Genomic DNA, 22,151 nt, shown 5'->3' with positions numbered 1-22,151 from the left:
CACTACTCTCTATTCTCAGCCAGTCCGGCTGCATTTCCACAGTCTCTTTAGTGCTTCATAGCATCCATTTCATCAATATTAACACTCTTTTTATTACGGTACAGAGCAATTAATATCGCCAGGCCAACTGCTGCTTCTGCTGCTGCAACAGTGATTGTAAACAAAGCAAATATCTGGCCTGTTATGGATGGCATAATGCCGTATTTGCTGAATGCCACCAGATTGATATTGACCGCATTCAGCATCAGTTCGATTGAAATCAGGACAATCACGGTATTGCGCTTTGTCAAGGCACCATACAGCCCGATGCAGAAAAGAATTAAAGCCAATGCCAGGTAGGCTTGAACGGGAACTGTACTCATTCCTTTTCCGCCTCCTTTTCATCATCTCTCTTAGCCAAAACAATTGAACCAATTAAAGCGACCAATAATAGGACAGATGTTACTTCAAATGGAATTATGAATTTTGAGTAAAGCTCAATTCCGATTTGCTCTGTATTATTGACATGAAGGTCATTCGGTGCTGACGGCAAATCGAGGTTATAAATCCCGATGTACACCGCGAAAGCAAAGCCAAGCACACCCAGGAATAATAACAGCTTTCGAAAGCGTCCTGTTTTCGGCTCGCTTGTATCGTTATGGCGTGTCAGCATGATTCCGAACAGCATGATGATGGTAATGGCACCGGAGTAAATTAAGATCTGAACGGCAGCCAGGAATTCAGCTGAAAGCAGCACATAAATTCCGGCAATGCTTACAAATGTAAATACCAGAGCGACAACCATATGCACGACTTTGGTAAGGTTTAATAAAAGCACGCCGCCGATGACCGCAACTAAAGCTAGAGACATAAACGCTAAAAACTCACCTGAAAACGTCATGCTTTATTCACCTTCCGTATATTTTCATCATTTTCATCAAGCCATTCAAGATTTTTAAACAGCTCATCCCGGCTATATTCCGCCAGTTCAAAATTATTGGTCATGATAATCGCTTCGGTTGGGCAGACTTCTGTGCACAAGTCGCAAAGGATGCAAATTTCGAAATTGATGTCATAGGTATCAATGATTTTTCCCTTTTTGGCAGGGTCCGGATGCTTTTTGCCTGTCAGCTGGATACAATCGGTTGGACAAATATTTGCACACTGATTGCACACGATGCACTTTTCAGGATAAAACTTTTGAATTCCCCTGAACCTGTCCGGAAGCGGAAGCGGTTCATTCGGATAGTCATAGGTTACCTTTTTGCGTGTCAGGTTTTTTAGGGTATACGATAATCCTTTCGCTAAACCAAGCATGTTTTTTCACCCCTTGTTAAGAAATGCATAAGGCGCCCGCTTATCGGCGACAAGCATAAGACGAGCCGGCTAAAAGGTTGTTTTTTTACCTTTTGGACGGATTGGCTTAGACCCGAGAGCCGATGGCGCCTGGAGCTGGACAATTTTAGAAATGCGGAAGCGCCTTGCCCACCCCCGACAAGCACAAGACGAGCCCTTTCAGAAGGTGTTCTTTCCTTCTGAAAGGGATTGGCTAGTCTTTCGTCCCTAGGAGCCGCAACTAGACAAGCTTGTGACCTCGAGGGGGGTAGGCGCTCCTAAAAGCTAACGCTTTTTAGTCCTGCGATGAAGATGCTGTCGAATCGTTCCTTGTGGAGCTAGACAGTTCACGAAACTTTATGAGGCCGGTCTTCAATTAAAATATATTCAGCCATTCTTTCAGCAAAGCTGTTAAGAAGATATTCGCAAGCGCTACGGGCAGCAGAACCTTCCAGCCAAATTCCATGAGCTGGTCTGCACGAAGGCGCGGGAATGTGACACGAAACCAAACCAAGATAAAGATTACAGCCGTGAATTTAAGTGCAAACCAAACGGCACCCGGAATGAATTCCAGGAATGGAAGCGGCAGCCACCCGCCAAGGAATAATACGGTTGTCAACGAAGCCATTGCAAAGAAATATACATATTCCGCAAGCATGAAGAACGCCCAGCGGAAGCCGGAATATTCAACATGGAAACCTGCGACCAGCTCTGATTCAGCTTCAGGCAAGTCAAATGGAACACGGTTCAGCTCAGCTGTCGAAGCAATCAGGAATACGATGAAAGCAATTGGCTGCCAAATGATGAACCAGCCATTCTTTTGCGCTTCCACGATCTCATTGAGGTTTAAGCTGCCTGTTAAAAGGATAATGCCTAATACAGACATAACGAGCGGGATCTCATAAGAAATCATCTGGGCCGCAGCACGCATCCCCCCAAGCAGGGCATATTTATTATTGGAAGCCCAAGCTCCGGTGACAATACCGACTGTTGTCAGTCCGGAAATGGCTATGTAATACAGCAGTCCAACTCCAATATTAGCAAACTGAAGTTTATCTGTAAAAGGAATCGTTGCCAGCACCATAAATGCCGGTGCAAACGCAATGACCGGTGCAAGAATGAACAGCGGCCTGTCTGCAAGTTTAGGAATGGTGTCTTCTTTTAATAAAAGCTTTAATACATCAGAAACGGTCTGAAGAAGCCCCCAGCGTCCTCCGACCTGATTCGGGCCATGGCGCAGCTGCATAAACCCCATGACTTTACGTTCTGCCAGGATGGCATAAGTAACAAACCCCAAAACGACTAATAGCAAAACGGTGGCAAGCAAGAAGAAAATACCGAAATTCAGCAGACCTGCTTCGGAATAAAGAAGTTCTTCTACCATTAACCGTCCACCTCCCCAAGGACAATATCAATTGCCCCTAAAATAGCAATCAAGTTCGCAATGTTTTCGCCTTCAAGCAGTTTAGGGAGAATTTGAAGATTATAGAATGATGGCCTTCGGAATTTTAAGCGATATGGCTCCTTCTTTCCATCACTCGCGATATAGCAGCCGATTTCCCCCCGCGGAGATTCGATTCTTACAAACGCTTCCCCTTTTGGCGCTTTGATGATTTTCGGAACTTTTGCCAGTATTTCGCCTTCTGAAGGGAATTGTTCCACTGCCTGTTCAAGGATTTTTAATGATTCTTCAATTTCCTTCATGCGCACATGATACCTGGCCCACGCATCCCCGCCGTCCTGAACGGCAACATCGAAATCGAAGCGGTCATAGATTGAATACGGCTCATCTTTCCTGAGATCCCATTTCACGCCTGTGCAGCGAAGATTTGCACCGCTCAGGGAGTAGTTTAAAGCATCCTCTTTCGTATACTTTCCTACCCCTTTGACACGGTTCATGAAAATTTCATTTCCTGTTACAAGCTGATGATAGCCTTTCAGCTGTTCACGCATATAGGGAACAAACTCTCTTACTTTTTCAATCCAGCCTTCAGGAGCATCCCATTTTACACCGCCGACACGCATATAGTTAAACGTTAAGCGGCCCCCGGATATTTCATTCAGCATATTGATGATCATTTCACGTTCTCTGAATGCATACAGGAATGGGCTTGTCGCTCCAATATCCAGCAAATAGGTACCCCACCATACGAGATGGCTGGCAATCCGGCCAAGTTCCATGGTAATTATCCGAAGATATTCGGCCCGATCCGGAATTTTAAGATCCATCATCGTTTCAACGGCATGCACAAGGATATAGTTATTCGTCATGGCGGCAAGATAATCCATTCTGTCTGTATAAGGAATAATTTGCGTATACTGCAGGTTTTCAGCCAATTTCTCCGTTCCGCGGTGCAGATAGCCGATGACCGGTTTCGCCTCTTTGATGATCTCACCGTCAATTTTCAGAACAAGGCGGAAAACACCGTGCGTACTTGGATGCTGAGGTCCAACATTCAAAAGCATTTCTTCGGTTCGCAGCATTGGTTACACCTCCACATCGTACGGTTCATAGTCTTTGCGCAGCGGATGCCCAATCCAGTCTTCCCCAAGCATAATCCGATATAAATTAGGGTGGCCCTTGAACTGAATGCCCAGCAAATCATACGTTTCACATTCCGGCCAATCCGCTCCAGCCCATAACGGCTGCAGAGAATCAATTTCCGGCTTATCGCGGTCAATTTTAACCTTAAGGGCTACAGATTGGCGCTTTTTGTATGAGTATAAATGAGCATACACTTCCATATGCGTCTCAAAATCAGTGCCATGAAGCTCTGATAGGTAATCAAAACCAAGTTGTTCATTATATTTCAGGAATTCTGCCAATTTAAAATATGATTCAGCCTTGGCCACTAAAGTAGGCACATCCTTGGAAAGATCATTAATATAGTACTCTTCAAGAACGTCAGCACCAAGATTCTCTTCAATTACCTTTACATATTTATCAAGATAAGGCTGATTAACGGATGGCGCTTTTTCTGCAGCCGGTTCAGTGTCTGCCTTGCTTCCGGCAGCTTTTGCCTTTGCGGCAGCTGCGGCGGCGGCCTTTGCCTTTGCGGCTGCGATTGCCTTGGCCTTTTCATCATCAGCTGATCCGCCAGCTTTGCCTGCCGCAGCTAATTTTGCTTTTGCTGCAGCGGCGGCTTTCGCCTTTGCGGCTGCAATAGCCTTTGCTTTCTCGTCATCCCCGCCAGCTTGTTTTGCTTGAGCAGCGGCTTTCGCCTTAGCTGCTGCGGCGGCCTTTGCTTTTGCGGCGGCGGCGGCTTTTTGCTTGGCAATGTCCATATCTTCTGCTGGGGATTCTTCCTTCGCTTCACCCTGCTCTTTCGCCTTCACTTTAGCCAGTGCTGCAGCCTTCGCCTTCGCAGCGGCAGCGGCTTTTTGCTTGGCCAGATCCATGTCTTCTGCTGGGGATTCTTCCTTCGCTTCGCCCTGCTCTTTCGCCTTCATTTTAGCCAGTGCTGCAGCCTTTGCCTTCGCAGCTGCGGCGGCTTTTTGCTTGGCCAGATCCATGTCTTCTGTTGGGGTTTCTTCTTTCGCTTCCCCCTGCTCTTTCGCCTTCATTTTAGCCAGTGCTTCGGCCTTTGCCTTCGCAGCGGCAGCAGCTTTTTGCTTGGCCAGATCCATGTCTTCTGCTGGGGATTCTTCTTTCGCTTCCCCCTGTTCTTTCGCTTTCATCTTTGCTAGGGCAGCAGCCTTTGCCTTCGCAGCTGCGGCGGCTTTTTGCTTAGCCAGATCCATGTCTTCTGCAGGTGTTTCTTCCTTCGCTTCACCCTGCTCTTTCGCCTTCATTTTAGCCAGAGCTGCAGCCTTCGCTTTAGCTGCTGCTTCTTTTTTCAGCTGTTCAAGATCCTTTTCTCCGCTCATAGGTTAGATCACCTTCTTCCCAGTCTTAGCCTCATAACGGATTTTTTCCTTTAGCTTATTAATTCCATAAATCAATGCTGCCGGGTTCGGCGGGCATCCTGGTATGTATACATCAACAGGGACAATCTGGTCGACCCCTTTTACAACTGAATAAGATTTAACATATGGCCCTCCCGCTGTTGCACAGGAGCCCATTGCAATCACCCATTTTGGTTCAGGCATTTGATCGTAAAGACGGCGGACGATTGGCGCCATTTTCTTTGTTACTGTACCTGAAACAATCATGACATCAGACTGGCGGGGAGATGTACGGAAAAAAGATCCGAAACGGTCCAAATCGTAATGCGATGAACCAACACCCATCATTTCAATGGCACAACAAGCAAGCCCGAAGGTCATTGGCCACAATGAATTACTCCGCGCCCACGCTTTAATCTGTTCCAAAGTTGCCATAAACACATTTCGCTGCAGTTCTTCCATTTCTTCTGGTGAAATATTATCCAACTTTAAATCCATTTCAGCACCTTCTTTTTCCATGCATAAACAAGTCCAATTACTAGCATAAATACAAAAATCAGCATCTCAATCAATGCAAAAATACCAAGTTTCTCATAGGCCACAGCCCAAGGATACAAAAATACCGTCTCTACATCAAAAATGACAAACATCAGGGCAAAAATATAATAGCGGACATTGAACTGCACCCTCGAATCATGGAATGGCTCAATCCCGCTCTCATATGTGGTATACTTCGTATCATATGGCTTATAGGGCCGCAAAAGCTTTCCCAAAAACAAAGCCACCACAGGCAGTAAAACTCCCAGGCACAAAAACACAAAAACTATCAAATAGTTATTCTGATATAAATTCCAAAGCTCCATGCCTATCCCCTCCAATGCTGAAAATTTTCACAACATTTAAACATGTAACCGTAACCATTATACACCCTACTCCCCCATGTGTCGACACAACCTCAGACTATTATTGGAAATTCTATCTAGGCCTCAAATCGGATCGCCGGAAGAGAATTTCCATACGCACTTCCCAGCTGGTTTAACACCTTCTCCAGATTATATGAGCTTGCCCCCAGTCAATATCCATTAAAATCTTCATTTATATTTATCTACCATTAAAAATTAAACCCCCTGCTTTGTCAGTGAGATATTTAACACCTTAAAAGAGTTTTTTATTTTAAGCCTGAGTTTTTTGCATTCATTGCTCCTTAAGTTTATCGGCCACTTTTCCAATTTATCGGTCAGTTTCTGTTCTATCAATATACAGCACCGACATATCGGAAAATAAATCACATACAAAAGTTTCTATTTAAACCATCTTAAGGATTAAATGTATCAAATATGACCATTTCTGATGCTTTTTGTTCATCTATTATGAACATTATTATGTTTTGCCGTTTCTTCGTTAATTTCTTGAAATGTGCGTAATTAAATTATAACTCCCCTGTTCTTTTTCTCTGAATTTTCTGTGCTAGCATAGAAATTGTCAACCAAGCTATTAGGAGGCTTTAATATGAAAAAATATTTTTATTATCTGCTCACAGCTTTAACCATCTGGAGTACAGCAGGTGCGAGCGCATATGCAGAAGAAGTAACTGTAAACAAAGGGGATACCCTTTGGTCCATAGCACAAAAACATGAAGTGACCGTTCAGGATATTAAAAACTGGAATGGTCTAGCCGGGGATTTGATTCATCCAAATGATAAACTCGATGTTTCACCTGAAGAAATATACATAGTAAAATCCGGTGATACACTATGGAATATTGCCAAAACATACGGTATTACAGTACATAACCTCAAAAAATGGAATCAGCTAAACTCAGACGTTATTAAACCCGGTTTAGAGCTTATCATCTATAAAAATGGCTCTGCGAAGGAAATAAAATCTAAAACAGTTGTAAAAGCCGCTAACACAGGACAGCCTGTAGCTGAAGCAGGCAAAAACCTGACTGTCACGGCAACTGCCTATACAGCCAGCTGTGAAGGATGCATCGGCATTACTAAAACAGGAGTAAATCTTATTGATAACCCGGATGCAAAAGTTATTGCGGTGGATCCGGACGTAATTCCTTTGGGTTCTAAAGTATTTGTAGAAGGATACGGGTATGCTACTGCCGAGGATATTGGCGGAGGAATTAAGGGAAATGAAATTGATGTGTTTATTCCTGCCACACCAGATGCCATGCAATGGGGAAGAAAAGAGGTAAAAGTTACGATTCTGAATTAATTGCAATTAACGAAGAGGTCTCTCACACAGGGACCTCTTAATTGTGCTATTCATAATAATGGCTACTTTTTAACCAGGTATGTTTCAGACACCCGGCAAAAGGCTTTTAATAGATTTTGCATACATTTTATCCGAATCGCTTCGTCAAATAAAAATACATTGAAAATCTCCGCTTCAAGCATGATGAATATTTTCATGGTTGCATCACCCTTATTGCTTATATGATTATTTGTAAAGTAGCTGATTAATTCTCTTTCATAGTATTCTATCGTTCCAAATAATACAGTCGACAAGGATCTCACCCCCTGGTTTTCTTAAGCCTTGTCATTCTAAGCCATGTTGATAATATATGACTCTATTCCCCGGGTTTCAACAGAATCTGACACATTTAACAAAATAGTTAAATTAGTTAAAAAGGCCATTTGTTTTTAATATAAATGTCACACGGCTGTTTCCCATGAAATTATATTTTGTGATAAAGTTATCTCAAGAGCTTAAATTAGGAGAAATTCATATGACTAAAAACAACTGCCCAGTTATTCAAAAATTCGATGAGCTCGTTAAAAAAAGCAATGAGCTAAAAAAAGAACTAGACGTCACTCCTTTTGAAGATAAACAAAAGTTCATGAGCCTTCTCAAAAAGCTTATGACCGTGCATAAAAACCTGGATCAGTTAACCCTATATGACCAGACAAAGTATTAAAATAATACAAGGACAGGCCTATGCCTGTCCTTTCTTATGTATAAAACCCGGATTGCGGCTATTAGCCACTCACCCACCAACATATCAACCATCAATTCCATTCGATTAAGTTCACCTAAAAACAGGCTGCCCTCTAAAAGGCAGCCTGTTTTTTATTAATAGCGTCTTCTTCGGTTTCTAAGGAACGCCGGGGTATCAAGTGACTCTTCTTGCGGGTCAGCCTGCACCCGGTAATCTTCCTGAATCGGTTCCCTTTGTTCTCTAACCGGCCGGCGATTGCTTGGTTCTTCTGCATACTGATATGTATGAGCATAGTCTCTTTCTGCTGATGGTTTTGAACTAGGTTTGGCACGTAATTCCTCTTGCTCGTTAAAGCCAGTCGCAATAACCGTAACAAGTATTTCTTCCTTTAGGGAATCATTGATGACCGAGCCAAAAATCATATTCACTTCCTCGTCTGAAGCGGAGGCGACGATATCTGCAGCCTCTTGCACTTCATATAAGCTGATATTAGCACCGCCTGTAATATTCATGATGACGCCGCGGGCTCCATTAATGGACGTTTCTAATAAAGGACTTGATATTGCTTTACGGGCTGCTTCAGCCGCACGGTCTTCCCCTGTGGCAATTCCAATCCCCATCAAGGCTGTTCCTTTATGGGACATAACTGTTTTAACATCGGCAAAATCGAGATTGATTAAACCAGGAACGGCAATCAAATCAGAAATACCCTGGACTCCCTGGCGGAGGACATTATCCGCTTCCATAAACGCTTCAAGCATAGGTGTTTTCTTATCAATAATCTCTAATAAGCGATCATTTGGAATAATAATTAGCGTATCGACTGCTTTTTTCATTGCCTCAATGCCTGCATCTGCATTGGCTGCACGCTTGCGGCCCTCGAACTTGAAGGGGCGGGTTACCACACCAATTGTCAGAGCGCCTACTTCACGGGCAATGCGTGCAATGGCAGGAGCAGCACCAGTTCCAGTTCCGCCGCCCATTCCGGCAGTAACGAATACCATGTCAGCACCCTTCAATACTTCACGAAGCTGGCTTTCACTTTCTTCAGCCGCCTTCCTGCCTACATCAGGATTTGCCCCTGCTCCCAGGCCCCTCGTTAAGGTAGCGCCGATTTGCATGGTTACTTCTGCCTTTGATTGATTTAGAGCTTGTCCATCTGTATTAACAGCAATAAACTCTACTCCCTCAACTCCATGTTCAATCATCCTGTTTACAGCGTTGTTTCCCCCGCCTCCGACACCGATGACTTTGATCGTAGCATATTGGTCTATATTTGTATCAAACTCCAGCATTGCGGCTCCTCCTTTAATTCAAATAGACTTGCATGATTGCTTTAAAAAAGAGAGTAACCCTTTAAAGGTCTACTCTCTTCTATTGTAAAGGCCTATATGAAAGAATTCGAGTGATTTATCTATTTTTTGGGGCAATTTTCTTAAAATTCCGGTGGTAAATATTACTATAAAAAACACCCCCAGCAAAGCCAGGGGTGCTGATGTTTTTATTAGAACTTTCTTTCCGAAACTTCGATCCGATTAATTGCACGCTGAAGTGCAAGCTCTGCACGGCGAAAATCAATGTTTTCACGCTTCTGCTCATTCAGGCGCTGTTCAGCACGCTGTTTCGCACGAACGGCACGCTCTACATCAATTTCTTCTGCCTGCTCAGCAGATTGCGCTAATATCGTTACCTGCTCCGGACGAACTTCCAGGAATCCGCCGCTGACTGCGACGAAATCAGTTTTTCCGCCGTTTTTTAAACGAACGGCTCCAATTTGTAACGGTGCAACCATTGGAATGTGTCCAGGTAAAATTCCAAGCTCACCGCTTTGAGCTTTTGTGCTTACCATTTCCACATCTGATTCATACACCGGGCCATCGGGAGTAACAACACTGACTTTAATCGTCTTCATTTTTTACCCTCCTGGTCCAGAATTAGACCTCTACGCCCATTTTCTTAGCACTCTCGATAACTTCTTCGATTCGGCCGACAAGTCGGAATGCATCTTCTGGCAGGTGGTCATACTTTCCTTCAAGAATATCTTTGAAACCTTTAACAGTTTCTTTAACCGGTACGTATGAACCTGGCTGGCCAGTAAACTGCTCAGCAACGTGGAAGTTTTGTGATAAGAAGAACTGGATACGGCGTGCACGTGCTACGACTAGCTTATCTTCATCAGAAAGCTCGTCCATACCAAGAATCGCGATGATATCCTGAAGTTCTCTGTAACGCTGTAATGTCTGCTGCACCTGGCGTGCAACTGAGTAGTGCTCTTCGCCAACGATTTCCGGTGACAATGCACGGGAAGTGGAAGCGAGCGGATCCACCGCTGGGTAGATACCCATCTCAGAAAGCTTACGCTCAAGGTTAGTTGTTGCATCTAAGTGGGCGAAAGTTGTAGCCGGAGCCGGATCCGTATAGTCATCGGCTGGTACGTAAATCGCCTGGATGGAAGTAACAGAACCTACGTTAGTAGATGTGATACGTTCCTGTAATTTACCCATTTCAGTTGCAAGTGTCGGCTGGTAACCAACGGCAGATGGCATACGGCCTAATAGGGCTGATACCTCTGAACCTGCCTGTGTGAAACGGAAGATGTTATCCATGAAGAAAAGAACGTCCTGTCCCTGGTCATCACGGAAGAATTCTGCCATTGTCAAACCTGTCAGGGCAACACGCATACGCGCTCCTGGCGGCTCGTTCATCTGACCGAATACCATCGCTGTTTTCTTGATAACGCCTGAATCTGTCATTTCATGATAAAGGTCATTACCTTCACGAGTACGCTCACCTACACCGGCAAATACGGAAATACCGCCGTGCTCCTGAGCGATGTTATTGATCAATTCCTGGATTAATACGGTTTTACCTACACCGGCACCACCGAACAGACCGATCTTACCACCTTTAATGTATGGAGCAAGAAGGTCTACTACCTTAATTCCAGTTTCAAGAATTTCTACTTCAGTAGAAAGCTGCTCAAACTTAGGAGCCTCTCTGTGGATAGAATCACGACGGGCATCTGCAGGGATTGCAGGATCTAAGTCGATTGATTCACCAAGTACGTTGAATACACGTCCAAGTGTTACATCACCTACTGGTACAGAGATTGAAGCACCCGTGTCAACAACTTCACTTCCGCGCTGTAAGCCGTCAGTAGAAGACATTGCAATGGTACGGACTGTATCATCACCTAAATGAAGGGCAACTTCAAGGGTTAAGTTGATGTCAACTTCAGATTCGTTACGCGCAGGATTTGTAACAGTCAATGCATTATAGATCTCAGGAAGCTGGCCGCTTTCGAACTTTACGTCAACAACCGGACCCATAACTTGAAGAACGCGTCCTTTGTTCATCTTTTTCCCTCCGTTCGTTTTACATAATGGAGAGCAGGCAACACTCACCTGCTAACTCCGCTTTTCGTTTGTCTAGCTCCGGCGCCTAGCCCCTCGAGTCATAAGCCATTTCCTTCCGGAAGGATAGAACACCTTCCTGCAGGGCTCGTCTTATGCTTTTAGGGGCTGATCGAGGCGCTTCTGCTTTTCTTTATTATTCTAACGCGGCTGCTCCGCCGACGATTTCGGTAATTTCCTGCGTGATGGCTGCCTGACGTGCACGGTTGTAGCTTAAGCTTAATGAGTTAATAAGATCTTTAGCATTATCCGTTGCATTCTGCATCGCTGTCATCCTTGCAGCATGCTCACTTGCCTTACTGTCTAATAGCGCACCGTAGATTAAGCTTTCAGCGTATTGAGGCAGCAATACTTTTAAAATTTCTTCAGCGGAAGGTTCAAACTCATATGATGTAAGCTTTTTCGAGCTGGAGATATCCGTAAGCGGAAGAAGCTTCTTCTCTGTTACATCCTGTTGAATCGCGCTGACATAATGGCTGTAGTACATATATAATTCATCAAATGTCTCATCAGCAAACATGCCAACTGTTTTGCTGGCAATATCTTTGATTTCAGCAAATGCTGGCTGGTCTGCAACGGCAACGATATCCAGAATGACGTTCATATTGCGCTTTTTGAAAAAGTCGCGGCCAACACGTCCGATCGCAATGATTGCATACTCATCAGGTGATTTATGGCGCTTTTGAATCGTCTGGTAGACATTTCGCAATACGTTACTGTTATAAGCTCCCGCAAGTCCGCGGTCAGACGTGATTACCAGGTAACCAGTTTTCTTGACAGGGCGGCTGGTCAGCATTGGATGTGATACATCTTTGCTTCCCAAAGCGATGGATGCCGTAACTTCCTGGATTTTCTCCATGTAAGGCACGAATGACTTTGCATTCATTTCTGCCTTATTCATTTTCGCAGCTGATACCATCTGCATTGCTTTTGTAATTTGACTCGTTTTCTTCGTAGAAGTAATACGATTTTTTATATCGCGTAATGATGCCACAGGTTCTCACCACCCTTATACAAGTTTGTCAGAACCGAATTGAGGTGCCTTAGATGGGGAGCACTTCCCCATCCGGGCAATCTCGATTATTCGGATACTGCGAAAGTTTTCTTAAAGTCGTTAATCGCAGATGCCATATCGTCATCAGAAGGAAGTTCTTTAGTAGCCACGATATGGTCTAACAAATCTTTGCGGTTATGGTCTAACCATGAAAGGAATTCAGATTCGAAACGACGAATATCCTGTACAGGAATGTCATCTAAGAAGCCGCGAGTTAGAGCGTAAAGGATTGCAACCTGCTTCTCAACTTTTAACGGCTTGTTAAGATCCTGCTTTAGAACCTCTACTGTACGGGCACCACGGTTAAGTTTAGCCTGTGTTGCTTTATCAAGGTCAGAACCGAACTGGGCAAAAGATTCAAGTTCACGGTATGAAGCAAGGTCAAGACGCAGTGTACCTGCAACCTTTTTCATTGCTTTGATCTGTGCAGATCCACCTACCCGTGATACAGAAAGACCTGCGTTGATCGCCGGACGTACACCGGAGAAGAATAGGTCTGACTGAAGGAAAATTTGTCCGTCAGTGATTGAGATAACGTTTGTTGGAATATAAGCAGATACGTCCCCTGCTTGTGTTTCGATAAATGGAAGCGCAGTGATTGAACCTGCACCTTTCGCATCGCTTAGCTTCGCAGCGCGCTCAAGCAAGCGGCTGTGCAAGTAGAATACGTCCCCTGGATATGCTTCACGGCCTGGAGGACGGCGCAATAGCAATGAAAGCTCACGGTAAGCAGAAGCTTGCTTTGTTAAGTCATCATACACAACAAGAACGTGCTTCCCGTTGTACATGAACTCTTCACCCATTGTTACACCAGCGTAAGGAGCTAAGTATAGCAATGGAGCAGGCTGTGATGCAGATGCTGTTACAACAATTGTGTAATCTAAGGCACCCTGCTTACGAAGTGTTTCTACTGCATTACGAACAGTAGATTCTTTTTGTCCGATTGCTACATAGATACATACCATATCCTGATCTTTTTGGTTCAGGATTGTATCAATTGCAACGGATGTTTTACCTGTTTGACGGTCACCGATGATTAACTCACGCTGTCCGCGGCCGATTGGCACAAGAGCGTCAATCGCCTTGATGCCTGTCTGAAGCGGCTCGTGTACAGATTTACGATCCATAACACCTGGTGCCGGGCTTTCAATTGGACGTGATTTTGTTGTGTTGATTGGTCCCATGCCATCTACTGGCTGTCCAAGAGGGTTTACTACGCGGCCGATTAGTTCTTCACCAACCGGTACCTCCATGATGCGGCCCGTACGGCGTACTTCATCGCCTTCACGGATTTCTGTAAATGGTCCTAAAATGATAATACCGACGTTATTTTCTTCAAGGTTTTGTGCCATACCCATAACGCCGTTTGAAAATTCAACAAGTTCTCCAGCCATGACATTGTCGAGGCCATGAGCACGAGCGATACCGTCACCAACAGAGATAACCGTACCTACATCACTCACTTGAATTTCCGACTGATAGTTTTCGATTTGCTTTTTTATCAGCGCACTGATTTCTTCAGCATTGATGCTCATGAGTTTCACCCCTATCTACGAATCTTAGCCTAATAATTGACGTTCAAGACGCTCAAGCTTCCCGCGCAAGCTGCCGTCGAAAATCCGGTTTCCGATTCGAAGCTTGATGCCGCCGAGCAAGTTAGTATCAACTATATTGTCAATACGAAGTGATTTTTTTCCAACCTTAGCTGCAAATGACACAGATAATGCTTCCTTCTCTGCTTCAGTCAGCGGACGAACAGTGTAAACTTTCGCATCCGCAATCCCTTTTTTGTCATTCGCAAGGCTTATAAAATGATCTGCCACATCAGAGATATGATCTTCTCGGTGGCGTTCAATTAGTATCATTAACGTATTTAATACAAACGTGTTCACAGATGCAAATGCGTCTTTTAAAATCTCTTTTTTCTTCTCAATTGAAAGCTTTGGAGATTTCAATACAGACTTTAAATCTGAGTTATTAGTTACTACTTCTTTCACTGCACGAAGCTCTTCTTCCATTTGGTCAAGAAGCTGGTGTTCATTCGCAAGCTGGAAAAGAGCCAACGCGTAGCGCTTTGCTACTGTGGAGCCCGTCATCGCTTTTCTCCTGCCTCTTGAATGTATTCATTGATCAGCTTTTCTTGATCAGCTGCGCTTAATTCCTTCTCAATAACCTTGGAAGCAATTAGGACAGACAATGAAGCGACCTGCTCGCGGATAGCGGCAACCGCCTGTTCTTTCTGCTGCTCGATTTCAAGCTTAGCAGATTCCTTAATGCGTTCAGACTCAGTGCGGGCAGCCGCAATGATTTCCTCACGCTGCACGTCGCCTTGTTTCTTCGCATTTTCGATAAGGCCCTGTGCTTCTGTACGTGCTTCTTTTAAAAGATTTCTTTGCTCTTCTAAAAGTTTTTTTGCTTCTGTACGGCTTTCTTCTGCCGCTTGGATTTCACTGGCAATGTGCTCTTCACGCTGCTGCATAATGCCCATTAAAGGACCCCACGCGAATTTTTTCAGCAATGCCAACAAGATGATGAACATGATCAGCTGGTACAAAATGTCCCCGCCGTTAAAACCGCCGCCTGCAGCGCCTAATACTAGACTGTTTGTTAACACCCTCGATTCACTCCCTTCAAGAGTTGTTCCACTTATGAAACGGAGTCATATGCATGATTCCGAATTAGTTTTAAGGTAAAAAAACATAAAGGAATGGCGAAGGTTCATAGAATGATCTTCGCCATTTAGAACGATTGGTACAGTATTAATTAACCGCCGATAACCATGAACGCGATAACTACGCCGATGATCGGAACAGCCTCTACTAACGCAACCCCGATGAACATTGTAGTTTGAAGCATACCGCGAGCTTCTGGCTGGCGAGCCATACCTTCAACTGTTTTTGATACGATAAGACCGTTACCGATACCGGCACCTAGTGCTGCTAAACCGATTGCAATTGCTGCTGCTAAAAGACCCATTATTGAGTTCCTCCTTAAATTGTATGAAAATTTATTTGTTTAAAATGTTTTGTCCATGAAATGAACAGGTATATATTAATGGTCATGGCTCACTTTGTGTGCCATATAAACCATTGTTAACATACAGAAAATGAATGCCTGGATAGATCCGACAAAGATTGAGAATCCTTGCCATACAAGTGTCGGCAGGATTGCTGCAAGCATTCCGCCTACACCGGCGTGAGCCAGTCCTCCGACAAGCAATGTCAGCAGGATTTCACCTGCATAGATATTACCGTAAAGACGAAGTCCCAACGTCAGAGTGTTTGCAAACTCTTCAATGATTTTCAATGGGAACAAGAAAGGCATTGGCCTGATAAAATCCCGGCCGTATTCTCCTACTCCTTTAAGCTTTACGCCATAGTAATGCGAAAGCCCAACAACCATTGCCGCTAATGTTAATGTGATAACAGGATCGGCTGTCGGCGATTTCCACCATAAAGTGTGATCATAAGTGATTGCGAACGGAAGTCCGAGCATGTTTGAAACAAAGATATACATGATCAGGGTTAATCCAAGGATGTGGAATCTTCCGCCTGTCTTCCAGTCCATCGTGCTGTTAATGATATTCTTAACAAAATCCATAATCCATTCGAAGAAATTTTGCATCCCCGTTGGTTTCATGGCCAATCGACGGGTTGAAAGCAAAGCAATAATGAAAACAATAGCACTTGCCACTGTAATCATCAGTACGTTTGATAAGTTAAAATTCAATCCTAAAAAGTCCACTATAGGAGCTTCATGATGCAATAGTGTTCACCTCTCTTCCCGCTATTTACGTAATTGAAAAGATTGAAGAAAATAATCTATCATAATGACAATATAGGATGTCATTAATCCAAATACCACACTGATCAGATGCAGCTTATCCGGATATTCCAGAGCGATCATCACAGCAAATACTGCTGTAGCCATTCTGGATACCGTTCCAAGTGAACGCACCTTCTCGCCTCTCTCGACTGCCTCTCCAAACTGCAGCGCCTTTCGTGAAATCAGCCACAAATTGAACAGGCTTAAGCTTGTACCAAATATCAAGCCCAGAAAAATAGATTGATAAGGTGTAAACCCCCAGCCGAGAACGTATACAGACAACAAAAGGAATATGTATTTTCGCTGTCTTTGAAAAGTTACTTTGATTTCCGGCATGATGTTCATTCTCCTGTGAAGAAATGTTGGATTAAGCGAAGCATGGCGTAAATCCCGGCGCCCAGTCCAATGAACAAACCGACCAATAGGAATAACGGCTCTGTTCCTGCCTTGCTGTCAAGCCACCTTCCGGCGAAAATGCCAATGAGCGTGGAACCTACTAACTGAGAAAGAATGGCGGACATTAAGGCCATCGCCTTAAATGGGTTGCGGTCTTTTTGACGCATAAAAACGCATCCTCCCTTAAGAGAATGGTAAGTGGGTTTTGAGGCCATAATTAATCATATTAACATCATGCAGAAGTGGGAAATATGTCTGCACAAATATTTTGAAAACCCTATCATCTTTTACCCTTTGTAAGCATACAATAGGGCTTTGTCAATGTCAATGCGTTTGGAGTGAAAAAGTTCACAAACAAAAAGGTAAAAATATGGTATGTTCACATATTTATCACATTTAATTTTTGGATATCTATTGAAAAAGGAGCGAGTTTCTGCATCGCTCCTGAAAACGCTTTAAATTAACATTATCACTTACTTTGAGTGGTCCGCTTGTTTACCGAAGGTTCCGGGTCCCCGAGCTGCCCATCCGGCCTCACAAATAGGTAGGTTTCAATCCAATCTTCCTTGCCGGCTTTTTTGGCAAACACCTTTGCAAGGTACAGCCCAGGCCCGGGAAGCTTATCTGCCGGAATTTCCTGCAGCAGCTGTCCTTTGCCTGCATTTCTTTTCCAGTCAAGATATCCCATGAAGCGGAGGCTTTCCGAATCAAACATGGCAATTCCGAACTCTTCTGCCCCGCCAGGAAGATACACTTCATAGCGATACGTGCCCGGCTTATCTCCTTTGCCCAGTCCGAATCCCATCACCCTTGGATAATCCGGCTCTTCAAGCACATAAAGATAGGGAATTCTGATGCTTTCGGCACCTGCCTTCATAAGCAGGTACCCATCATAGATCTTTTTCTTTAAAAGAGTCGGGTCTGCCGACATTTTGATTTCCACCTTTTTCTTATCACCTGGGTTTAATTGAAATGTCATAGGCATTTCCCAATTGATGCCCTGTGCCTTATAAGGTACAGAAAAGGAGTAGGTCTGCGTTTTCTCACTAATATTTTCAACCGCTATAAAACTGCTGTGTTCATGCAGCCTGTCCGCGATCTGAAATTTCCCAAACTGCAGAGAGGCCGGGAGGACAAGCGTTTCTGCTCTCAGCGCTTGATCAAGCTGGATTCTGCCTGCTCCCTGCTCATAAGTTCTATATGTTTTTCCTTCTGTATTCATAAGAAGCTTAGCCGTATTCATAAGTACTGCCTTAATCCGTTCCGGCCCCCATTCGGGATGAGACTGTTTCAGGATGGCACAGGCCCCTGCGACGTGCGGAGCGGCCATGCTAGTCCCCTGCAGCGGCAGGTAACCGCCAGGAATGGTGCTATTTATGGCGACTCCAGGTGCCACAACATCCGGCTTGATTTCCCATGTTGATGTAACGGGTCCGCGGGAACTGAAGTCAGCCAGGATATCCCTTTCTTCTATTATATTAGTCCGGGCAAGGAGTCTTCCTTCATTAATGTTCTTCTTGAGCTCCTCTCCTTCTTCCTTTGATAACGCCGCTACTGGAATTGGAACACCACTGTCCAGATTGCCAAAGAACCTGCCTTTTGTATTATTAAAAATAATGATTCCCTCTGCTCCTGCTTCCATTGCATGGACTGCCTTATCAGTAAACGTTAGTTCCCCTCGTTCCACTAATACCATTTTCCCTTTGGCATTCTTCAATTCTTCAGGATGACCGAGTCCTCCATCGACCAATTCAAAGGATCGGTCAAATTCCCAATCCTTTGAACCCTGCAGCAAATCAAGACGAATTTCCCGCCCGCCTATGCTCAAAAATGGCACCTTCATTGTTGGTGTTGAGGCTCCTACAGAAATGGCCTTCGAGGCTGTTCCCGGTGATCCGACCGTCCAAATATTCGGACCCGAATTGCCCGATGAAGTGACAGCCGTTATTCCCTTTTCAACTGCTTTATTAAGGGCCATGCTTATCGGAAGGTCAGGTCCGTTCACGTTATTTCCCAAGGAAAGGTTTAACACATCAACTTTATCCTTTATTGCCTGTTCGATGGCCGCTATCACTTGTTCTGTTGTTCCGCTGCCGCCTGGTCCGAGAGCCCGGTAGGCGATAATGGTTGCTTCTGGTGCAACCCCTTGAATTCTGCCATTTGCCGCAATGATTCCCGCGACGTGAGTGCCGTGCAGTGTGCCTTGTCCCCCTGCAGCTTTTGTTTCCATCGGATCCTTATCATTATCCACCAGATCATGTCCACCGCCATAGCTCCTTCGCAAGTCTGGATGATTATAATCGATGCCGGTGTCGATTACGCCTACTTTCACACCCTTGCCTGTGAGGCGCTGATTATCTCTGTCATAATAGCCTCTGGCATTAATGCCGCCAATCAGCTTGATATTGTCATCGGAATGTACATGATAGGTATTAACCGGTGAAACAGAAGATACTGACTCTATCTTTTGCAGGCTTTGCAATGCAGATTGCTTTCCTATAACTGAAAAGCCGTTCAACGCCTGATTGAATGTATGCCTAATTTGCAGATCAGGATTTTGATCTATCATTTTCTTAATCCCCTGTTCGTTCTTCGCATCTTTCAGAACGACGATAGCCACTTTTTCTATATCAGGTGGCTCCTCCGGAATAGGAGGGTGTGAAAATGTCCGGGCCAAAACAGTACTTTGACTCCAAAAGAAGGATATGAATGTTAAGATCAGCAAGAATTTTTTCATAAGATAACCCACCCTCTTTTTGTTTTAGGGTGGGCTGAATAGGTGCCATGTATGCGTAAATTGATATAAAATAAACGGCTAGTTCAAGGATTCATAAACAATATTAGCTACTTCTTTTGAAAGTGCTCCTGTGCTGCGGTATGATCCGCTTGGTAAAGGATCATTGTTTTGTTTGTTCGTCAGCAGGATAATCTGGAGGTTTTCCTTTGGATCTACAATAACCTGGGTTCCAGTAAAACCAGTATGGCCAAAGGCTATGTCAGAATAGTGATCTCCCATATACCAGCTTTTATCCAGCTCCCAGCCATATCCCTGGCCAAAGCGCTGAGGAGAGGTAAAGATATCAATCACTTCTTTATCATACATTTTGGTTTTTCCATATGTTCCGCCATTTAACATGGTCTGGCCCAATACGGCAAGGTCCCTTGCTGTCGAAAATAAACCAGCATGGCCAGCAATACCTTTATTGCCATAGAAGCTATTCCCATCATTAACTTCTCCAATTAGTGTGTAATTTCTCCAGTATTTAAACATATCCGGACTTTCTTCAACATAGTACCCAAAATTAGGGTCATCAATCATTTTATATTCATAAGGATTCCCCCAGGAAGTAGCTGCAATTTTATGTTTGAAATGTTCAGGAGGAGTAAACATCGTATCATGCATTTTTAAGGGATTATATATATTTTCCTCTAAGTATTTATCCAATTTTTGTCCACTTATCTCTTCAATTAAAAAACCCAGCATCATAAAGCTAAAATCGCTATATCTTCTGTCCGTTCCAGTCGGGTATTCAAGGGGCAGCTGGTTTATATAACTCAGAACCTCTTCCGAATTGTCAGCATATAGGTATGTCGGTTTCCAAGGAGTCAATCCTGAGGTGTGTGTCAGCAAGTCGGCTATTGTAATATCTTCTTTTCCACGCTGAGCAAACTCAGGTATATATTCAGATACCTTGTCATTGACTGAAAGTTCACCGTCACTTACCAGTTTCATAATGCCCTGAGTTGTTCCCATCACCTTCGTAACTGAAGCAAGATCGAAGATTGTTCTCTTTTTCATTTTTCGGGGATTACTGAGTAATTCCCCCATATCGTATTTTTGTGCATATCCATATGCTTCCTCTTTGACGATTTTTCCATCCTTTGCCACAAGAACTACTGCACCGGGTGTAATACCATCCTCAATAGCCTCCGTAATTGCTCTATCAATACCCTTTAATTTGACAGGATCAAAGCCAGCCTTTTTCGGATCAGCATGACTTAATTTTTGCCCGGACCGTTCTGTGGCATTCACCATATTTCCAGAAAATACTGCAGAACTTAAGGCTAATGCCAATACTATTAACAATGTCTTTAACCTTTTCAAATTTTCATCTCCTTTATAACCAATATACAATATTTTGTATAATTAATATTATCTATCTTTCAATCGATTATCAATATAGTTTTTAGTATTTTCAGAAAATAGTACTTTTAGATTATCACGAAAAAAATAAGCCATCAAATAAATGATGGCTTACTCCCTTTATGTATTAAAACAGCTGATTCGGTTCAAGTTTCCCCTTTTGAATTAACCGGTCACGCTTCTTATCTCTCCACATATCCGTTAGCGTCGCGGCTATTAATAATAATGTAAGCAGAATTCCTTTTCCTTCTGCCAGTTTAAATACCAGGGCGATAAAACCTTCGGACATGAAGGTATTCATTAATGAACCCAGCAGCATGATGATCCAGACAATTAATGCTCCTTCTACTACGGCTAATGCTCTCATTTATTCGACCTCCCGAGTATTTAAAATCATTATGCCAATACCCTGAAGACAGGAGTCTAAACGTACATCTTGCAATTTGGGATTGCCTTTACTTTCCAAAAATCTTCTGCCAGATGCTTTTGCTTTTTTCAGCTTCCAATGCACCGGCTACTTCTTCTACAGACTTTTGTGTCGCCATCAGTTTTTCATAGAGGGAAGTGACTTTTTCGCTCTCTTTTTCATAGCCTTGTGCATGGGCATTTCTTAAATCTTCAATTGTGAGTTTGAGCTCATGCACCTCATGTATCAGCTGTTTGTTTTGTTCTCTGATTTTATTTTGGGTTAGACGGGATTGTTCATTTTGCTGAACGAGAAAGCTGACCAGCTTTTTCATATCTGTCAGTTCTGAATTCACATTCACCAGTGAAGTGGTGCTGCTTTCTTCGTCATCTTCCACTGTAATAATCACTGGGATGCCTGCATCCTCAAGCTTTGCTGTGACTTCCTCTTTCTTTAACCCATCTGAATACAATTTCCGGATGAATTTAAGCTTTTCGATTTCGGAAGCCTGGATTTTATAGCGATTGTGTTCTTTCCGATAATTTATGTATTCTGCATGCTCCTGCAAATAACGCTTTAAGCTATTCTCAGGTATGTCCGGAAGTGCTTCTTTGAGCTCCTTCATTGTCAAATACTGATTTGCCAACGTCCTCAGCACCTTTCTTGGTATCTTACCGATTCACCCAGCCGCCTCTGGGCATTACCTATGACTAACCACCTAACCGCCAACAAAACCACCATCAATATTTTTGCGGTGAATTCCC

Annotated in this window: 26 protein-coding genes; 2 read left to right on the top strand and 24 right to left on the bottom strand. The window is 43.8% G+C overall.

Translation table 11 applies throughout. From position 1 onward, the window contains the following. Positions 1–47 precede the first annotated feature (47 nt). From nuoK to MKY20_RS05175, 8 genes are all read right to left on the bottom strand, one after another. Positions 48–362 carry an NADH-quinone oxidoreductase subunit NuoK gene (nuoK, locus tag MKY20_RS05210; RefSeq protein WP_009332198.1) on the bottom strand — a complete coding sequence of 105 codons (315 nt, stop codon included), beginning with the start codon at positions 360–362 and terminating at the stop codon, positions 48–50. Next, positions 359–880, bottom strand: coding sequence for an NADH-quinone oxidoreductase subunit J (locus MKY20_RS05205; RefSeq protein WP_019380621.1), 522 nt, complete (start codon positions 878–880; stop codon positions 359–361). The genes nuoK and MKY20_RS05205 overlap by 4 nt, the downstream gene beginning before the upstream one ends. Continuing rightward, positions 877–1,296 carry an NADH-quinone oxidoreductase subunit NuoI gene (nuoI, locus tag MKY20_RS05200; RefSeq protein ID WP_009332200.1) on the bottom strand — a complete coding sequence of 140 codons (420 nt, stop codon included), beginning with the start codon at positions 1,294–1,296 and terminating at the stop codon, positions 877–879. Before nuoI ends, MKY20_RS05205 begins: the two co-directional genes overlap by 4 nt. A 394-nt stretch (positions 1,297–1,690) precedes the next feature. Then, positions 1,691–2,698, bottom strand: a complete 1,008-nt coding sequence (gene nuoH / locus MKY20_RS05195) for an NADH-quinone oxidoreductase subunit NuoH (RefSeq protein WP_341000587.1) — start codon at positions 2,696–2,698, stop codon at positions 1,691–1,693. Continuing rightward, on the bottom strand, positions 2,698–3,798 hold the full coding sequence (locus tag MKY20_RS05190) for an NADH-quinone oxidoreductase subunit D (protein WP_071157169.1): 1,101 nt from the start codon (positions 3,796–3,798) through the stop codon (positions 2,698–2,700). Before MKY20_RS05190 ends, nuoH begins: the two co-directional genes overlap by 1 nt. A 3-nt stretch (positions 3,799–3,801) precedes the next feature. Then, complete coding sequence (locus MKY20_RS05185; protein WP_251264432.1) at positions 3,802–5,181, bottom strand: NADH-quinone oxidoreductase subunit C; 1,380 nt, start codon at positions 5,179–5,181, stop codon at positions 3,802–3,804. Between the two features lie 3 nt (positions 5,182–5,184). After that, positions 5,185–5,697 (bottom strand): NuoB/complex I 20 kDa subunit family protein, encoded by a 513-nt coding sequence (locus tag MKY20_RS05180; RefSeq protein ID WP_019380617.1) that lies wholly within the window; start codon positions 5,695–5,697, stop codon positions 5,185–5,187. After that, on the bottom strand, positions 5,688–6,062 hold the full coding sequence (locus MKY20_RS05175; RefSeq protein WP_009332205.1) for an NADH-quinone oxidoreductase subunit A: 375 nt from the start codon (positions 6,060–6,062) through the stop codon (positions 5,688–5,690). Before MKY20_RS05175 ends, MKY20_RS05180 begins: the two co-directional genes overlap by 10 nt. Positions 6,063–6,708: 646 nt before the next feature. On the opposite strand from MKY20_RS05175, the gene MKY20_RS05170 reads away from it, so the two are divergent. Further along, a complete protein-coding gene (locus tag MKY20_RS05170; protein WP_251174304.1) occupies positions 6,709–7,425 on the top strand; it encodes a LysM peptidoglycan-binding and 3D domain-containing protein in 717 nt (238 codons plus the stop codon). A 62-nt stretch (positions 7,426–7,487) separates the two neighbouring features. Here the strand turns inward: MKY20_RS05170 and MKY20_RS05165 are convergent, their stop codons facing one another. Beyond that, the gene (locus MKY20_RS05165) at positions 7,488–7,718 is read right to left on the bottom strand and encodes a hypothetical protein (RefSeq protein WP_019380615.1); all 231 of its coding nucleotides are present in this window, start codon (positions 7,716–7,718) and stop codon (positions 7,488–7,490) included. Positions 7,719–7,939: 221 nt separating this feature from the next. Here MKY20_RS05165 and MKY20_RS05160 point away from each other — a divergent pair, with 221 nt between their 5' ends. After that, entirely contained in the window at positions 7,940–8,128 is a 189-nt protein-coding gene (locus tag MKY20_RS05160; protein ID WP_009332207.1) for a hypothetical protein, read from the top strand. A gap of 155 nt (positions 8,129–8,283) precedes the next feature. Here MKY20_RS05160 and ftsZ read toward each other — a convergent pair whose 3' ends face one another. The 15 genes from ftsZ to MKY20_RS05085 all read right to left on the bottom strand — a co-directional run bounded on the left by ftsZ (position 8,284) and on the right by MKY20_RS05085 (position 22,033). Beyond that, positions 8,284–9,444 (bottom strand): cell division protein FtsZ, encoded by a 1,161-nt coding sequence (ftsZ, locus tag MKY20_RS05155; protein ID WP_217026595.1) that lies wholly within the window; start codon positions 9,442–9,444, stop codon positions 8,284–8,286. A gap of 209 nt (positions 9,445–9,653) precedes the next feature. Next, positions 9,654–10,061 carry a F0F1 ATP synthase subunit epsilon gene (locus tag MKY20_RS05150; RefSeq protein WP_009332209.1) on the bottom strand — a complete coding sequence of 136 codons (408 nt, stop codon included), beginning with the start codon at positions 10,059–10,061 and terminating at the stop codon, positions 9,654–9,656. Positions 10,062–10,083: 22 nt separating this feature from the next. Then, positions 10,084–11,505, bottom strand: coding sequence for a F0F1 ATP synthase subunit beta (gene atpD / locus MKY20_RS05145; RefSeq protein ID WP_009332211.1), 1,422 nt, complete (start codon positions 11,503–11,505; stop codon positions 10,084–10,086). A gap of 193 nt (positions 11,506–11,698) precedes the next feature. After that, positions 11,699–12,556, bottom strand: coding sequence for a F0F1 ATP synthase subunit gamma (locus MKY20_RS05140; protein WP_009332212.1), 858 nt, complete (start codon positions 12,554–12,556; stop codon positions 11,699–11,701). A gap of 86 nt (positions 12,557–12,642) precedes the next feature. Further along, on the bottom strand, positions 12,643–14,151 hold the full coding sequence (gene atpA, locus MKY20_RS05135) for a F0F1 ATP synthase subunit alpha (protein ID WP_009332214.1): 1,509 nt from the start codon (positions 14,149–14,151) through the stop codon (positions 12,643–12,645). Positions 14,152–14,175: 24 nt separating this feature from the next. Continuing rightward, on the bottom strand, positions 14,176–14,712 hold the full coding sequence (locus MKY20_RS05130) for a F0F1 ATP synthase subunit delta (RefSeq protein WP_019380612.1): 537 nt from the start codon (positions 14,710–14,712) through the stop codon (positions 14,176–14,178). Next, positions 14,709–15,230: a F0F1 ATP synthase subunit B gene (locus MKY20_RS05125; protein ID WP_009332218.1), complete on the bottom strand. Its 522-nt coding sequence runs from the start codon at positions 15,228–15,230 to the stop codon at positions 14,709–14,711. Before MKY20_RS05125 ends, MKY20_RS05130 begins: the two co-directional genes overlap by 4 nt. Before the next feature lie 149 nt (positions 15,231–15,379). Next, positions 15,380–15,592: a F0F1 ATP synthase subunit C gene (gene atpE / locus MKY20_RS05120; RefSeq protein ID WP_009332220.1), complete on the bottom strand. Its 213-nt coding sequence runs from the start codon at positions 15,590–15,592 to the stop codon at positions 15,380–15,382. A 75-nt stretch (positions 15,593–15,667) separates the two neighbouring features. Beyond that, positions 15,668–16,381: a F0F1 ATP synthase subunit A gene (atpB, locus tag MKY20_RS05115; protein WP_009332222.1), complete on the bottom strand. Its 714-nt coding sequence runs from the start codon at positions 16,379–16,381 to the stop codon at positions 15,668–15,670. Between the two features lie 21 nt (positions 16,382–16,402). Then, entirely contained in the window at positions 16,403–16,777 is a 375-nt protein-coding gene (locus MKY20_RS05110) for an ATP synthase subunit I (protein WP_009332224.1), read from the bottom strand. Between the two features lie 5 nt (positions 16,778–16,782). After that, entirely contained in the window at positions 16,783–17,004 is a 222-nt protein-coding gene (locus MKY20_RS05105; RefSeq protein WP_009332225.1) for an AtpZ/AtpI family protein, read from the bottom strand. Positions 17,005–17,306: 302 nt separating this feature from the next. Continuing rightward, on the bottom strand, positions 17,307–19,574 hold the full coding sequence (locus tag MKY20_RS05100) for a S8 family serine peptidase (protein ID WP_284521524.1): 2,268 nt from the start codon (positions 19,572–19,574) through the stop codon (positions 17,307–17,309). A gap of 78 nt (positions 19,575–19,652) precedes the next feature. Further along, on the bottom strand, positions 19,653–20,942 hold the full coding sequence (locus MKY20_RS05095; protein WP_251266802.1) for a serine hydrolase: 1,290 nt from the start codon (positions 20,940–20,942) through the stop codon (positions 19,653–19,655). Positions 20,943–21,108: 166 nt separating this feature from the next. After that, positions 21,109–21,348 (bottom strand): hypothetical protein, encoded by a 240-nt coding sequence (locus MKY20_RS05090; RefSeq protein ID WP_009332231.1) that lies wholly within the window; start codon positions 21,346–21,348, stop codon positions 21,109–21,111. Positions 21,349–21,436: 88 nt separating this feature from the next. After that, complete coding sequence (locus tag MKY20_RS05085) at positions 21,437–22,033, bottom strand: hypothetical protein (RefSeq protein ID WP_192907957.1); 597 nt, start codon at positions 22,031–22,033, stop codon at positions 21,437–21,439. Between the last annotated feature and the right edge of the window lie 118 nt (positions 22,034–22,151).

This window comes from Cytobacillus sp. FSL W8-0315 (assembly GCF_038002905.1).
Taxonomy (GTDB): domain Bacteria; phylum Bacillota; class Bacilli; order Bacillales; family Cytobacillaceae; genus Cytobacillus; species Cytobacillus pseudoceanisediminis.
The sequence above is the reverse complement of the archived record's forward strand: the minus strand, read 5'-3'. Positions and strand labels throughout refer to the sequence as shown.

Coding starts and splice junctions, on each gene's coding strand:
- ftsZ (WP_217026595.1), bottom strand. CDS start 9,444: ATGCTGGAGTTTGATACAAATATAGACCAATATGCTACGATCAAAGTC.
- MKY20_RS05205 (WP_019380621.1), bottom strand. CDS start 880: ATGACGTTTTCAGGTGAGTTTTTAGCGTTTATGTCTCTAGCTTTAGTT.
- nuoH (WP_341000587.1), bottom strand. CDS start 2,698: ATGGTAGAAGAACTTCTTTATTCCGAAGCAGGTCTGCTGAATTTCGGT.
- MKY20_RS05170 (WP_251174304.1), top strand. CDS start 6,709: ATGAAAAAATATTTTTATTATCTGCTCACAGCTTTAACCATCTGGAGT.
- MKY20_RS05130 (WP_019380612.1), bottom strand. CDS start 14,712: ATGACGGGCTCCACAGTAGCAAAGCGCTACGCGTTGGCTCTTTTCCAG.
- MKY20_RS05180 (WP_019380617.1), bottom strand. CDS start 5,697: ATGGATTTAAAGTTGGATAATATTTCACCAGAAGAAATGGAAGAACTG.
- MKY20_RS05185 (WP_251264432.1), bottom strand. CDS start 5,181: ATGAGCGGAGAAAAGGATCTTGAACAGCTGAAAAAAGAAGCAGCAGCT.
- MKY20_RS05100 (WP_284521524.1), bottom strand. CDS start 19,574: ATGAAAAAATTCTTGCTGATCTTAACATTCATATCCTTCTTTTGGAGT.
- atpD (WP_009332211.1), bottom strand. CDS start 11,505: ATGAACAAAGGACGCGTTCTTCAAGTTATGGGTCCGGTTGTTGACGTA.
- MKY20_RS05110 (WP_009332224.1), bottom strand. CDS start 16,777: ATGCCGGAAATCAAAGTAACTTTTCAAAGACAGCGAAAATACATATTC.
- nuoI (WP_009332200.1), bottom strand. CDS start 1,296: ATGCTTGGTTTAGCGAAAGGATTATCGTATACCCTAAAAAACCTGACA.
- MKY20_RS05105 (WP_009332225.1), bottom strand. CDS start 17,004: ATGCGTCAAAAAGACCGCAACCCATTTAAGGCGATGGCCTTAATGTCC.
- atpA (WP_009332214.1), bottom strand. CDS start 14,151: ATGAGCATCAATGCTGAAGAAATCAGTGCGCTGATAAAAAAGCAAATC.
- MKY20_RS05175 (WP_009332205.1), bottom strand. CDS start 6,062: ATGGAGCTTTGGAATTTATATCAGAATAACTATTTGATAGTTTTTGTG.
- MKY20_RS05160 (WP_009332207.1), top strand. CDS start 7,940: ATGACTAAAAACAACTGCCCAGTTATTCAAAAATTCGATGAGCTCGTT.
- nuoK (WP_009332198.1), bottom strand. CDS start 362: ATGAGTACAGTTCCCGTTCAAGCCTACCTGGCATTGGCTTTAATTCTT.
- MKY20_RS05190 (WP_071157169.1), bottom strand. CDS start 3,798: ATGCTGCGAACCGAAGAAATGCTTTTGAATGTTGGACCTCAGCATCCA.
- MKY20_RS05150 (WP_009332209.1), bottom strand. CDS start 10,061: ATGAAGACGATTAAAGTCAGTGTTGTTACTCCCGATGGCCCGGTGTAT.
- atpE (WP_009332220.1), bottom strand. CDS start 15,592: ATGGGTCTTTTAGCAGCAGCAATTGCAATCGGTTTAGCAGCACTAGGT.
- MKY20_RS05090 (WP_009332231.1), bottom strand. CDS start 21,348: ATGAGAGCATTAGCCGTAGTAGAAGGAGCATTAATTGTCTGGATCATC.